Annotated in this window: 10 protein-coding genes and 1 pseudogene; 5 read left to right on the top strand and 6 right to left on the bottom strand. The window is 66.8% G+C overall.

The genetic code is table 11. The annotated features are described in order from the left end of the window. Window positions 1–6 precede the first annotated feature (6 nt). The 3 genes from FOS14_RS11860 to FOS14_RS11850 are packed head-to-tail and all read right to left on the bottom strand — an operon-like array spanning window position 7 to window position 2,907. Entirely contained in the window at window positions 7–1,713 is a 1,707-nt protein-coding gene (locus FOS14_RS11860) for a GMC family oxidoreductase (protein ID WP_143770754.1), read from the bottom strand. After that, complete coding sequence (locus tag FOS14_RS11855; protein WP_143770752.1) at window positions 1,713–2,435, bottom strand: gluconate 2-dehydrogenase subunit 3 family protein; 723 nt, start codon at window positions 2,433–2,435, stop codon at window positions 1,713–1,715. Before FOS14_RS11855 ends, FOS14_RS11860 begins: the two co-directional genes overlap by 1 nt. 10 nt (window positions 2,436–2,445) lie before the next feature. Next, on the bottom strand, window positions 2,446–2,907 hold the full coding sequence (locus FOS14_RS11850) for a hypothetical protein (protein WP_143770750.1): 462 nt from the start codon (window positions 2,905–2,907) through the stop codon (window positions 2,446–2,448). 197 nt (window positions 2,908–3,104) lie between these two features. On the opposite strand from FOS14_RS11850, the gene FOS14_RS11845 reads away from it, so the two are divergent. The 5 genes and pseudogenes from FOS14_RS11845 to FOS14_RS25215 form a co-directional block, all read left to right on the top strand. Further along, window positions 3,105–7,328, top strand: coding sequence for a SpoIIE family protein phosphatase (locus FOS14_RS11845; protein WP_255450261.1), 4,224 nt, complete (start codon window positions 3,105–3,107; stop codon window positions 7,326–7,328). A 60-nt stretch (window positions 7,329–7,388) separates the two neighbouring features. Next, window positions 7,389–9,812: a molybdopterin oxidoreductase family protein gene (locus tag FOS14_RS11840; RefSeq protein WP_185981744.1), complete on the top strand. Its 2,424-nt coding sequence runs from the start codon at window positions 7,389–7,391 to the stop codon at window positions 9,810–9,812. Next, the gene (locus tag FOS14_RS11835) at window positions 9,809–10,288 is read left to right on the top strand and encodes a hypothetical protein (protein ID WP_143770746.1); all 480 of its coding nucleotides are present in this window, start codon (window positions 9,809–9,811) and stop codon (window positions 10,286–10,288) included. The genes FOS14_RS11840 and FOS14_RS11835 overlap by 4 nt, the downstream gene beginning before the upstream one ends. A gap of 29 nt (window positions 10,289–10,317) precedes the next feature. Next, window positions 10,318–10,908, top strand: coding sequence for a DUF2231 domain-containing protein (locus FOS14_RS11830; protein ID WP_185981735.1), 591 nt, complete (start codon window positions 10,318–10,320; stop codon window positions 10,906–10,908). Between the two features lie 137 nt (window positions 10,909–11,045). Continuing rightward, window positions 11,046–11,315, top strand: a pseudogene (locus FOS14_RS25215) (DUF2784 domain-containing protein); the annotation flags it as partial. Here the strand turns inward: FOS14_RS25215 and FOS14_RS25210 are convergent. From FOS14_RS25210 to FOS14_RS11810, 3 genes are read right to left on the bottom strand one after another with little or no spacing between them, the layout of a single operon-like run. Further along, entirely contained in the window at window positions 11,259–12,026 is a 768-nt protein-coding gene (locus FOS14_RS25210) for a DUF998 domain-containing protein (RefSeq protein WP_255450286.1), read from the bottom strand. The pseudogene FOS14_RS25215 and the gene FOS14_RS25210 overlap by 57 nt on opposite strands. Before the next feature lie 59 nt (window positions 12,027–12,085). Further along, window positions 12,086–12,415 carry a hypothetical protein gene (locus FOS14_RS11815; RefSeq protein WP_143770740.1) on the bottom strand — a complete coding sequence of 110 codons (330 nt, stop codon included), beginning with the start codon at window positions 12,413–12,415 and terminating at the stop codon, window positions 12,086–12,088. Next, window positions 12,412–13,443, bottom strand: a complete 1,032-nt coding sequence (locus tag FOS14_RS11810; RefSeq protein WP_143770738.1) for an SDR family oxidoreductase — start codon at window positions 13,441–13,443, stop codon at window positions 12,412–12,414. Before FOS14_RS11810 ends, FOS14_RS11815 begins: the two co-directional genes overlap by 4 nt. Between the last annotated feature and the right edge of the window lie 4 nt (window positions 13,444–13,447).

Below are 13,447 nucleotides of genomic sequence, written 5' to 3'. Positions count from 1 at the left end.
GACCGCTCAGCCGACCGCCGCGCCGTGGCGCGCCGAGCGTTGCGGATCGATCTTGCCCTCGATGAAGCGTTCGGCTAGCCGCGATGCCAACGCCATGATCGTCAGCGCCGGGTTCGCGCTCCCCTGCGTCGGGCACACCGATCCGTCCGCGAGGAACAGGTTGGGCACCGCCCAGGTTCGGTGATCGGAGTCCACGACGCTATTGCTCGGGTCGGTGCCCATCCGCATGCCGCCGATGAGGTGGGCAAAGCGCTGAATGGTCAAGACATCCTGTGCGTCCGCGGCATGCAGGAGGTCGGTGATGACCTTGGTGGAGTACGCCATGTTGGCCTTGTCGTTGTCACACAACGAGTAGTCCATCCGCGCCACCGGGATGCCGTACTGGTCGGTTTCGTCGGCCAGCGTGATCCGGTTCTCCGGCTGCGGCAGCAACTCGTTGAGCACACCGACCGTCGCCCAATGGTTGTAGTCGCGCATGTACTCGCGCAACGAATTGCCCCAGTGACCGTCGGCGAGGACGTGCTCGGCCCAGCCGATCGGCAACGGAGACACGGTCTGGATGGAGAAGCCGCGAGCGAAACCGCGGCTGGGGTCGGTCTCGTAGAACTGCTCCGAGGACACTTCGGGCGGTGGCGCCTTGTACATGCGGAGTTCTTCGCCCCACCGGCCCGCCGTCTGGGTAGCGCCCTGCACCATGACGTAGCGGCCCACCTGGTCTTCGTTGTTGCACAGGCCGTTCGGGAAGCCGGCGGTCGCGGAGTTGAGCAGCAGCCGCGGCGTCTCGATCGAATACCCGGCCACCGCAACAGCCTTCGCACGTTGCAACCGCTGGGTCTTGCCGTCCTCGTCGACGTAGGCGACGCCACGCGCCCGGCCCGATTCGTCGAGTTCGATCCGGTTGGCCATGCAGTTCGCCCGCACCTCCACGCCGTGGGCCAGTGCATCCGGCAGGTGCGTGACGTACGGGCTGGCCTTGGCATTCACCTTGCAGCCTTGCAGGCAGTAACCGCGGTAGATGCAGTGTGGCCGATTTCCGAAGGTACCGTTGACAATTCCTACCGGCCCGACGCGCATCTCGACGCCGAGCTTGATGGCGCCCTCCCACAGCCGGGCCGCCGCGCCGGAGATCGGATGCGGCGCAAAGGGATACCGGTGCGGGTAGCCCCACGGCCAGTCCTGCCCCGCCACGGGTAGTTCGCGTTCGACCCGTTCGTAGTGGGCGCGGATGTCCTCGTAGGAAATCGGCCAGTCCGCACCGACACCATCGCGGGTGTAGGTTTCGAGGTCGCTCGGGTGAAAGCGCGGACAGTAGCCGGCATAGTGCACCATCGACCCGCCGACGCCACGTCCGGAGTTGTTCTTGCCCAACTCGATCGGGTCCGAGCCGCCGATGATCCGCTTCTGCGTCCAGTACAGCGAATGCGAGCCCGCCTCGTCGGACACCCAGTCTTCGTCGGGATGCCAGAACGGGCCGGCCTCGATGATGACGATGCGCCAACCCGCCCGGGCAAGTCGTTGCGCCAACACCGAGCCCCCCGCGCCCGCGCCGACGATCACCAGGTCGACCTCGTCGGAGCAGTCGTAGCGGCGCATGGTCGCCTCGCCCGGCAGGTCGCGGCGGTGCACATCGAGTAGGAAACGGGAGTCGTTGTCTTCCGGGGCGACCGAGCCCTTGAGGACTCCGGCGAGCCGCGTCCGCCAGCCGTCTTTCATCACTGATCACCGTCCCGTGCCGGGTCGGTGTTGTAGGCACCCGGAGACTCGTACGGCTCGAGAACTCCCAACCCGCCCATCCGCATGAAGCCCCGCGGATATGCCGGTCCGCCGAACCCGATTTCGTTCCAGGCCCAGGGATGAGAATAGAAGGCGCTCAGTACCATTCGCATGCACACCGACCAGGCGCGCGAGACGTTGAGCTGCTCCCACGTACCGCCGGAGAGCTTGGCGTGCGCGAAACGGTCGATGATGTCCTCGCGCACCTCGTCGGGCGCATCTGCGAAAGTGGCTGCATCACTTTCACGTGCTGTCTCGTCGAGGCCGCGCAGCGTGAGCCGCCAGGTGTCGCGGTCGTCAGGCATGTCGGCATACTGATACCCGTCGAGCTTGCCGTCGGCGAGCTTGGTGTCGACCATCTCCAGCACCGGTATCCGCGGTTCGCAGTCCTGTGCCAGTACGGTGTCGCAGAAGGACCGGGCGGTGGGCTGCTCGTCGGCGGTGAAGAAGCGCAGCGGGCCCGGCGGATCGAGCCGGGCAAGCACCACCTTCCGGGTGGCCTCGTCCCAGTGCTCGGCGGTCTCGAGGACGTCGAAATCCGGGTAGCGCCCGATCATTTGAGGTGTCGTCCCGCGCCGCTGCCTGGGCAGCCAGCCGGGATGTTCCGCGCGCCGGTCGGGACGGCGATTAGGGAGGTGGCCCGGGGTGGACAGGTCTCGCATCGCCACCACCTCAGCCTTCTCGACGCAGTACCGCGGCCAGCAGGCCCATGGCCCCGACGATGCTCATCAATCCCGGAGCCGCGATCGGCGGGCCCATCGGCACGTTGTAGCTCGCGTTGCGCCAACCACCCGGCTTGCGGGCAACCCCGCGCGCATGCAGGTATTCGCCCGCGAGCCCGTTCGCCGCGTAGATCCCCGCGGTGATGGGCAGCCAGCGTTTGGCCCACTTGCGGGAGAACACCCCGCCGATGCCGGCCACGACGACCGGTGGGGTCACCACCACGGGACTCCACATCCACTTGTTGCCGAAGCTGGCCTTGTAGTGCTCCAAGTAGATTTCGGCGGTCGTCACCACGGCGGCGAAGGCCGTCAGACCGGAGAGTGAGCGCTCGAACCGGCCGTGCGCGACGTCCCACAGTGCGCGATCGACTACCTGCTCCACCTCGGAAACAGCGCCGCTGGAGATGCCCATCAGAACGTGACTCCCTTCCGTGCGAACTACAGATCTGTGCGAACCAGACGCGCACACGTCGCTACGGGCACCGGCTACCCAATTTATTCCCGTGTGTAACCGGCATCGGACGCCGGCGTCACGGTGCGCGACCATCGGGATTGACCAGCGCGCAGGCATGGTGTGTGGTTGCTCTAGAAAAGGAGGCTGTGACCCACGTGACAGAGTCTGGCGCGACCGCAAAGAGTCAGCCCGGTCCGGACGATCTCGTCTTTCCCGGCGACGGCGAAATGACCCGCCGGATGCGCGCCTTTGCCTGGGCCGACACCGACATGGGCGCGCCCGACCAATGGCCATCCGTGCTGCAAACGGCCGTGCGCATCTGCCTGACGTCGCGCTTTCCGATGATCGTCTGGTGGGGCGAGGAGTTGCGCTTCCTCTACAACGACGCGTACCTGCCACTGCTCGGCGACAAGCACCCGGCGCTCGGCAAGCCCGGCGAGCGGGTGTGGACCGAAATCTGGCACACCATCGGCCCGATGCTCGATTCGGTGATGAACACCGGCCGGGCCACGTGGTCCGAGGACCTGCTGCTGCCGATGCAGCGCCACGGCTATTGGGAAGAGACCTACTGGACGTACTCCTACAGCCCGCTGCATGACGACGACGGAACCGTCCGCGGGGTCTTCACGGCAGTCAGCGACACCACCGAGCGGGTGGTGGGCGAGCGGCGGCTCGCTGCGCTGCACCACTTGGGCGCGCAGGCCGGATCCGCCCACGACGTCGACGAGGCGTGCACCCTGGTGGCTGCCGCGCTCGACCGAGCACGCAAGGACGTGCCGTACGCAGCGATCTACCTTCGCGACGAGAGTTCGCAGCTGCACCTGGCATCGGTGACTCCGCCGTCCGGACGCGAGATAGCCGTCTCGGCGCTGGACCGCGGATGGCCCATCGATGAGGTCCTGCGCAGCGGTGAGGCGTCCGTATTGTCCGGAGTGGCCGAACAATTCGGGCCGCTGCCCGCCGGTGGATGGCCGACCCCACCGGCCGAGGCGATGGTGCTGCCGCTCGTCGGGGATGCCGGCCAGGATCCGATCGGAGTGATAGTGCTGGCCGCCAGCGCCGGCCGCGCGATGCGCGAGAGCTACCAGGCGTTCCTGCAACTCGTCGCCCGCCAGACGGCCGCACTGATCAATGCCGCCATTGCTTATCAGGCCCAGCAGCGCCGGGCCGAAGAACTTGCCGAACTCGACCGCGCGAAAACCACTTTCTTTTCCAACATCAGCCACGAGTTCCGGACGCCGCTGACGCTCATCATGGGGCCGGTCGTAGAACTGCGCGCCCGTTGCGAAGGCGCTGACGAACAGGCGCATGAAGCGCTGGAAATGATCCACCGCAACGGATTACGGCTGGGCAAGCTCGTCAACACACTGCTGGACTTCTCCCGCATCGAAGCCGGCCGCATGCAGGCCCGTTACGAGCCGGTGGACCTGGCGGAGACCACCGCCGAACTGGCCAGTGTGTTTCGTTCGGCCATCGACCGGGCCGGACTGACGCTCGACATCGATTGTGCCCCATTGCCGGAGCCGGTCTACCTCGACCACGCGATGTGGGAAAAGGTGGTGCTCAACCTCATTTCGAACGCGCTGAAGTTCACCTTCACGGGCGGCATCACGGTACGCGTCCGCGACGAGGGCAAGCACGCGGTGGTTTCGGTGGCGGATACCGGCATCGGGATCAGCGAATCCGAAATGCCTCGCCTGTTCGAACGTTTCCACCGCATTGCGAACGTACGGTCGCGATCCAACGAGGGCAGCGGAATCGGCCTGGCGCTGGTGGGCGAACTCGTCGCGCTACACAAGGGCACCATCAGCGTCGACAGCGCGGAAAATGTCGGCACTACCTTTACGATTCAGCTCCACTACGGCAGCGGCCACCTGCCTCCGGAAGCGGTGGTAACACCGGACACCGCCGTGCACGCGCCCGGTCAGTCGATCAGTCTGACAGCCGAACCCTTTGTGCAGGAAGCACTCCGATGGAATCCGGGGCCGAACGTCGCCGAGCCCGCGCCGGTCGCGGAGCTCGAGCCTGCTGCACCAACCGCCGCGGCGGCCGTCGACCGTCCGGTGGTATTGGTCGCCGACGACAACGCCGACATGCGTGACTACTTGCGTCGGTTGCTCAGCCCGGCGTATCGGGTGCGCTTGGCCGCGGACGGGGCCGAGGCGCTCGACACCGCCCGCGCCGATCCGCCGGATCTCATCGTCAGCGATGTCATGATGCCGCGGCTGGACGGCCTCGAGTTGGTCAGCGCGTTGCGCACCGACTCGCGCACCGCGGCGGTGCCGATCTTGCTGCTCTCCGCCCGCGCCGGCGAAGAGTCCGCCATCGAAGGTTTGCAAGCCGGCGCCGACGATTATCTGGTCAAACCGTTCTCGGCCGCGGACCTGCTGGCGCGCGCCCGCGCGAACGTGGAACTGGCCCGAATGCGCTCGCGGCACGCGAATTGGCGCAGCGCCCTGGTGGATTCACTGCAGGAGGGCTTCTTCGTCGCCGACGCCGCCGGCACCGTCATCGAAATCAATTCGACCTTCACCGACCTGCTCGGTTACGGCGTCGACGGGTTGCCGTACGCGGTGCCGCATCCGTGGTGGCCCGACCCCGACACCGACCCGGAAGGGTTCGAAGAGCTGCAAGCCGCCTTGGCCCGGATCGCCGAAAACGGCGCAAGCAATCAAGAAGTGGTGCCGCTCGACCATCGCGATGGCCGTCGGTTGTGGATCGCCACATCCGTCAAACCGGTCATCGATCCGGAAACCGGTGAACTCAAAGGCGTCGGCACACTACGCGACGTCACGGTCGAACACTATGGGACGCTTCGGGAAACGGCACTGGCCAATCTGGGCACCCGGCTCGCCGAGGCTTCGACCGTCACCGAGGCGCTGACCTGGTCGCTCGAGGAACTCGCCGCGCTGTGGCGGGCGAAGGGTGTTATTGCGGCCATCTTCGCCGATGACTTCCACGGCGGCGTGAAGGATGCCAAGCCGCACAAGGTGTTGTCGAGCTACCAAGGCGACGTCGAATGGGCTGCCTTGCCCGACGCCACCCGAGAGGCGCTGGAGGAGTTGCGGCGCCGTACGCCGCTCGATGCGCAAACCCTCGGCGCACGCCAGGTAGGCATTTCCGTCGAGCATCCCGAGGGCGTCTTGGTGTTGCTCATCGAACTTGCCCTGAAGCGCCGGCTCGGCCCGGCGGACGCCAGCCTGCTGGCGGCTCTGGCCGGCCACATCGGGCAGACGCTGCGCCGCGCGCACCACAGCGATCAGGAGCGCGAGACCGCCCTGCAGTTGCAGCGCGCCATTCTCGGTCCGGCCAAGCTGCCGCCGGGGTTTGCCGTCCGGTACGAGCCCGCGACCCGACCGTTGGAGATCGGTGGCGACTGGTACGACATCGTGCACCTGTCGGGCCGGCGAATCGGGATCGTGGTCGGCGACTGTGTGGGCCGCGGCCTCGAAGCGGCGGCGATCATGGGGCAGTTGCGCAGCGCCGCGCACGCGGTTTTGCTCAATACGTCGGCACCAGATCAGACCCTCGAGGCCCTTGATCACTTCGCGGCTGGACTACCCGGCGCCATGTGCACGACTGTTTTCTGCGCGGTTCTCGACCTGTCCGCCAACACCGTCACGTACAGCAGCGCCGGCCATCCCCCGGCCGTCTTCGCGCGCGCCGATGGCACCGCCGAATTGCTCACCGGCGGACACGGACCAGCCCTGGCGCTGCGCCGGCGATCCGCTCGCTCGGTGGCGATCGCGCCGGTCGAGCCCGGTTCGGTGCTGCTGATCTACACCGACGGACTGGTCGAGCGCCGGGGCGAGTTGCTCGACGAGGGCATCGCCGCTGCCGCCGATCTGCTGTGCGCACAGCGTGATTTGCCGGTGCACCAGCTTGCCGACGTCTTGATGACCGAACTGGCTCCAGCCATCGGTTTCGACGACGACGTGGCGCTGCTGCTCTTTCAGCCGCCGCCGGAGCTGCACATCGCTTTCGCGCCGCGGCCGACGGAACTGGCGCCCGCCCGAAACCGTCTGCGCGAGTGGCTGACCGACTGCAACGTCGAGGCAGCCGACGCGCACGCGATACTCATCGCGGTAGGGGAAGCGTGCACGAACTCCATCGAACACGCCTTCACCACGTCGGCCGGGCAGACCGGGATCGATTCCGCCGCCGCGCGTGTCACTGTCACCGCCAGCATGACCGGCGCCGAATGCACGGTAACGGTCACCGACAACGGCTGGTGGCGACCGCCCGAGATCAGCACCCTGCGCGGTCGTGGGCTACTTCTCATGCGCGGGCTCATGGACGACGTCGAGCTGGAACCGTCCGAAAATGGCACGAGCGTGCGGATGCGCAAGCGGCTGAACCTGAGCGTGCGGGTCAGCTGACGTTTTACCGGACAATCGCCGGGTACCTCCTCGCTCGTGGGTACCAGTGACCGCATAGCGATGCCATGGGGAAGCCGCACACCGTACGAACCCGGTAAAGAGTGGCCGATCCGCATCGATGAATATCTCGCCGACGGCATCGAACCCGACGCCGTGGACGCGTGGGTGCAGTCGGCGTCGATCTTGCATTCCAACGGCGACGCGATGGACATCGCCGTCAAGAACGGCCGGATCGTGGGTGTCCGGGGCCGGGCCGTGGACCGGGTCAACCACGGCCGGCTCGGTCCGAAGGATCTTTTCGGCTGGCAGGCCAACAACTCTCGAGAGCGGCTCACCACTCCACTGGTCCGCACCAACGGCAAGCTCGTCGAAAGTGACTGGGACACCGCGATGGACCGAATCGTTGCGCGCACCAAGGAGTTACTCGACGAGCAGGGTGCGAGCGCCATCGGGTTCTACACCTCGGGCCAGCTCTTCTTGGAGGAGTACTACACCCTCGGCGCCATCGCGCACGGTGCCATCGGCACCAACCACGTCGACGGCAACACCCGGCTGTGCACCGCAACCGCCGCCGAAGCACTCAAGGAGTCGTTCGGCTGCGACGGCCAGCCCGGCTCCTACACCGACATCGACCACGCCGACGTGATCGCGTTGTACGGACACAACGTCGCTGAGACCCAAACCGTCTTGTGGGAAAGGATTCTCGACCGGTTGGCCGGGGACAATCCTCCGGCGATCGTCTGCGTCGACCCGCGCCCGACACCCGTCGCCCGCTGCGCCACAGTGCATCTGGCACCGATGCCGGGAACGAACGTTGCGCTCATGAACGGCCTGCTGCACGAGCTGATCCGCAACGACTGGATCGACACCGACTTCATCGACAATCACACTGTCGGATTTGCCGAGCTGCGCAAGCAGATTGCAGACTACCCGCTCGAGCGGGTCGCCGACATTTGTGGCGTACCACTCGACGACCTGCAGCGGGCGGCGCAGCTGATCGGCACGGCGCCACGGCTGCTTTCCACTGTGCTGCAGGGCTTTTACCAGTCTCATCAGGCCACTGCCGCGTCCGTGCAAGTCAACAACGTACACCTGATTCGCGGCATGCTCGGCAAACCCGGCTGCGGCGTCTTGCAGATGAACGGGCAACCGACCGCGGAGAACACTCGCGAGTGCGGGGCGGACGGCGATCTGGCCGCTTTCCGTAACTGGTCCAACGACTCCCATATCGCCGAGCTTGCCGACCTGTGGAATCTCGAGATCAACAAGATCCCGCACTTCGCCCCGCCCACGCACGCGATGCAGATGTTCCGCTACGCGGAGCAGGGCTCGTTGCGCATGCTGTGGGTGAGCGCGACCAATCCCGCGGTGTCACTGCCCGAGCTTGGCCGAATCCGCTCGATTCTCGCCCAGGACCGGCTGTTTCTGGTGGTGCAGGACATTTTCCGCACCGAAACCGCCGAACTGGCCGACGTCGTGCTGCCCGCGGCGACGTGGGGTGAGAAGACCGGCACCTTCACCAATGTCGACCGCACGGTCCATCTTTCGGACAAAGCCATCGAACCGCCGGGGCTCGCGCGCGCCGACCTCGACATCTTCCTGGACTACGCGCGGCGCATGGACTTCCGCGACAAGGACGGCAAGCCGTTTCCCCCGTGGCACGACCCCGAGTCCGCGTTCGCGGCGTGGCAGCGCTGCAGCGCCGGGCGCCCTTGCGATTACACCGGGATCAGTTACGAGAAGTTGCGGGGCGGCTCCGGTATCCAATGGCCCTGCAACGACGAAAACCCCGACGGCACAGAACGGCTGTACGAGAACGGCGGGTTCTGGGCGCATCCTGACTATTGCGAGTCCTACGGCAAGGACCTGGTGACCGGAGCGCCGGTCGAGGAGACCGCCTACCGGGCGATGAACCCACAGGGCAAGGCGATCATCAAAGCGGCACATTACTTTCCGCCGCACGAGCCACCCAACGCGGACTACCCGTACGCGCTGATCACCGGCCGCACGCTGTATCACTTCCACACCCGCACCAAGACTGCTCGGGCACCGCAGCTGCAGGCCGCCGCGCCCGACGTGTGGGTGGAGATGTCAGCGACGGATGCGAAGCAGGCCGGAATCACCGAGGGCGATCTGGTCGAGGTTTCCTCGCCGCGAGCCACCCTGCGCGCGAAGGCGCGGATCACGGCGATCCGGCCGGGGGTGCTGTTCGTCCCGTTCCACTACGGCTACTGGGATGCCGAGGGTGACGGCGAGAAAGACCGCGCCGCAAACGAACTGACCATCACGGATTGGGACCCGGCGTCCAAACAGCCGATCTACAAGACGGCCGCCGCGCGGATCCGCCTCGCCCAGCATGGTGATTCGCCGGCGCCCGCGCCGACCACGGCTGCGTCGGCACCCGTCGATGACTCGATTCCGCCGACCACCGGCGGCCCAGATGCCCAGGCCCGGGAGACGCTGCGGAATGGAGCCGGCACATGAAACTCGATCTCGCCATCCGCGAACTGCACCGCTCGGAGCGCAAGCTCGCGCGCGACCTGTACACGATGGCGGCACGGCACAAGACCGACCACGAAATCTGGTACACGGCCCACGACATCGCGCTCTGGTCGGAGGAGCACGTCAAGTTGCTCGCCGAGGCGGGTCGCGGCTACGGGCTGAATCTGAAGGAGTCTCCGCGGACCGAGCCGATCACTGCTGGCATGCAGGAGAAGGTCGCTGAGGTGATCGGCCGCCGACCCGAGCCCGGACTGCTGCTCCTGCTGGACCTGCGCCATGTCCACCGGGTCGCCGCCGGCGTTTCGCTCGATTGGGAACTGCTCGCGCAAGCGGCACAGTCGGCCAAGCACGTCGATCTGCTCGAACTCTCCCAGCGCTGCCATCCCGAGACCCTGCGCCAGCAGCGCTGGGCGAACGCCATGCTGAAGGTGCTGTCCCCGCAGATCCTCACGACATAATGCGGGCCCGCCCGGGTACCCAGGAGGCCATGAACAACATCGGTGACCTGCTCGCGAAGATCGAAGACCTCTCCGCCGTCGACGGACTCAGCAACGGCCTGCGCAACACCATTGGCTCCGCGCTCGACAACTCCACCGGCGAGGCGCTACGCGGCGACTGGCTCGGCCACGCCGCCCATCCGATGCTGGTGGGGATCCCGATCGGCGCCTGGCTCGGCGTGACGGCACTGGATATGACCGGCGCGCACAAAGGGGCCCGCACCTTGACCGGGCTCGGCCTGCTCAGCGTGCCAGCAGTGGTTGCCACCGGTTGGGCAGACTGGTCCACGCTGAACACCCGCCAGCGCCGGGTGGGACTGGTGCACGCCGTCAGCAACGGCACCGGCATCGCCATCATGGCGACGTCGTACCGCAAGCGCCGCAAGAATCCCGCCAGCATCGGCGCGAAAGCCCTTACCCTGCTGGGCAACTGCGCGATCGGTATCGGTGGCGCACTCGGCGGATACCTGGTGTACAACCAGGGAGCTCGCGTCTCGCGGACGACCGATGCCACCAACGCCACCGGGCCGGAGTTCGACAGCGCCCAATTGCCCGACGCCATGGCGAAGGCCAGTCAGTAACAACCCCACCGCCCACCCCGCTGTGCGTGCTGTGCGTGATTTTTCACCGCGGGCGGTGAAAAATCACGCACAGGGGGGAGACGCGGCGCACAGGGCGGCGCACAGGACGGATAGCGAACCCGGCGAAGGGAGCGAGGGTGTACGAGGCGATCGTCGTCGCTGCGGTCGCGGCACACTTCGCGTTTTTGTTCTATCTGGTTCTCGGTGGGTTCCTGGCCTGGCGCTGGCGGGCAACCATCGTCGCGCACATCGGGGTGGCCGCCTGGGGCGTCGCGATCACCCTCGCCCACTTCGAGTGTCCACTGACCGATCTCGAACGCTGGGCGCGCGATGCCGGCGGCATGACACCGCTATCCTCCAAAGGCTTCATCGCGACCTATGTGACGGGTGTCCTGTACCCGTCTGACGCGGCGGGCGCCGTTCGGATCGCCGTGTTCGTCGTGGTAGCGATCTCGTGGCTCGGCTATGTCCGTCACTGGGGCACGCGACGGAAACAGGTTGGTGAGGGCGCCGGACGTCTCGACATCCAATCCAGCATCGACCCGGACCGCGCGGCGCGAGACGAACACCATGGCTAGCGGCCACAGCGTCAGGGCCACCGCATCCACCCGTTCGGCGAGGCCCACCAAACCACCGTCGCGCGCCTCGTAGACCAACCAGGCCAGCAGCACGCTCAGCGCGAGCGTCCCCCCGATCGCGACGCGGGCGCGCCGCAGCACCAGCGCCGATGGTTCGCGAGAAACCGTCAGAAGCGGCCACACCGCCAGCAGACCGGCACCGATTCCGAACGCGGTGAGGTGTATCGGCGCCATACCACCCGGGGGTACGGGGAAGGCGGCGATCACGATTCCGCAGACTCCCGCCAGCGCCAGGTCGATGCGCGCAACCGGTTGCACAATCCGCAGCCCCGCCGACGTCACGACGTGACACACGGCGGTAACAACGAAACCCGCCGTCATCACCCAGCGTCCGCTGCCGCCTGAGGCCAGATAGCTCATGGTCTGCGTCCACGGGTCGTAGGCACTGTGCCGCATGAGGTGCGCAGCCACCGAGGTGGCGACCAACGCCGTGGGCGCTGTCCCTGCAGAAATCAGCGCCCACGTCGGAACGGGAGGCACCCGCTGACTCACAAGGTCGAATTATCCACTGACACAGGGGAACAAACCCCATTCATGGATTAACCGGACAGTGACCGACCGACCACAGCGAAAGCGGTAGCAACGACCGCGTCGGTGGCCGCGGCCCGACGCCAGCGCGGCGAGGCCACCGCGACCGCCACCATGCTCAGCGCGTGCAACACGTCCACACCCGCACCCAACCGGTACAGCGCGCGGTCGCCCACGCGCGCGCTGATCGCACCCTGCACGACGTGCCGGGCACCGAGCACCCGCAGCACCACCGCCGCAGTGGTCGGATTGGCGTCCGGAGCCAGCCGCTGGGTGAAGGCCTGGGGGCGGCCAAGCTCCGCCGTCCCCAGGCTGATTCGCACCGCGTCGAGGGGGATCACCGCAGCAGTTGCCGCGCCGCGACGGCAACCGCCGCCAATCCAGCTGCACCCGCCGACGCCAGCAAACCGTGGTGCTGCGATGCCCACACTTGTTTCGTCGACGACGTTGCCTTGCTATCGAAGATCCCGTGCGCCCCGAAGTCGTGGCCCTCAGTGCCGTCGGCGGGCTCCCACAGGTTCGCCGGTTGGTCGGCCGGCCGGGGATCCGATGTCTGCTGCGAGGAGAATCCGGTGCGGGCAAGGTATCGATCGAGCAAGCCGGGCGCGAGCGCGTTGCCCGCCAGCGTGCCGACAGTGCTTGCGCCGACCCAGTATTCGCGACGCGTGGGATGCTCGGCGGCGTAGACGATGGCCTTCGCCGGAACCTCCGGTTGATAGATCGGCGGAACCGGTTGCGCCTGCCGCGGTAGCCGCGAGAGCACCCAGGAGAACTGCGGAGTGTTCACGGCCGGCATCTGCACCATCGTGGTGTGCACGTTGGCGCCTTCGTGCAGCAGTTCACAGCGCAGCGCTTCGTTGAAACCCTGAATCGCGTGCTTGGAACCGCAATACGCGCTCTGCAACGGAATTCCGCGATACGCCAACGCCGAACCGACCTGGACGATCGTGCCGCGGTCACGCGGACGCATCCGCCGCAACGCCGCCATGGTGGCATACACGAAGCCGAGGTAATTCACCTCGGTGACGCGCTTGAACTCCGCCGGTGATATCTCGTCGAACGGAGCGAAAACCGAAGTGAACGCGACGTTCACCCACACCAGGATTGGTCCCAGCTCGTTTTCGACGCGTTCGGCGGCGCTCTCGACCTGTTCGGGGTCCGCCATGTCCGTCGGAATCACCAACGGCTGGCCACCGAGCTTCTTCACCTCATCGGCCGCCGCCGCCAGGCCCGTCTCGCCGCGGGCCAAAAGCGCTACGGAGCAGCCCTTTTCGGCGAACGCGCGAGCCGCGGCCCGACCGATACCTCCCGATGCGCCGGTGACAACGACGACGCTGTCGGGACCTAGTTGATTTACTTGCGTACCCAATTCG

The sequence above is a fragment of the Skermania sp. ID1734 genome (assembly GCF_007489285.1).
In the GTDB taxonomy this organism is placed as follows: domain Bacteria; phylum Actinomycetota; class Actinomycetes; order Mycobacteriales; family Mycobacteriaceae; genus ID1734.
Note: the sequence above shows the minus strand (reverse complement) of the source record. Positions and strands in the feature narration are given on the sequence as shown.

Excerpts from the sequence above, each read along its gene's own strand:
- FOS14_RS11860 (WP_143770754.1), bottom strand. The coding sequence starts at position 1,713 with ATGAAAGACGGCTGGCGGACGCGGCTCGCCGGAGTCCTCAAGGGCTCG.
- FOS14_RS11855 (WP_143770752.1), bottom strand. The coding sequence starts at position 2,435 with ATGCGAGACCTGTCCACCCCGGGCCACCTCCCTAATCGCCGTCCCGAC.
- FOS14_RS11850 (WP_143770750.1), bottom strand. The coding sequence starts at position 2,907 with ATGGGCATCTCCAGCGGCGCTGTTTCCGAGGTGGAGCAGGTAGTCGAT.
- FOS14_RS11840 (WP_185981744.1), top strand. The coding sequence starts at position 7,389 with ATGCCATGGGGAAGCCGCACACCGTACGAACCCGGTAAAGAGTGGCCG.
- FOS14_RS11835 (WP_143770746.1), top strand. The coding sequence starts at position 9,809 with ATGAAACTCGATCTCGCCATCCGCGAACTGCACCGCTCGGAGCGCAAG.
- FOS14_RS11830 (WP_185981735.1), top strand. The coding sequence starts at position 10,318 with ATGAACAACATCGGTGACCTGCTCGCGAAGATCGAAGACCTCTCCGCC.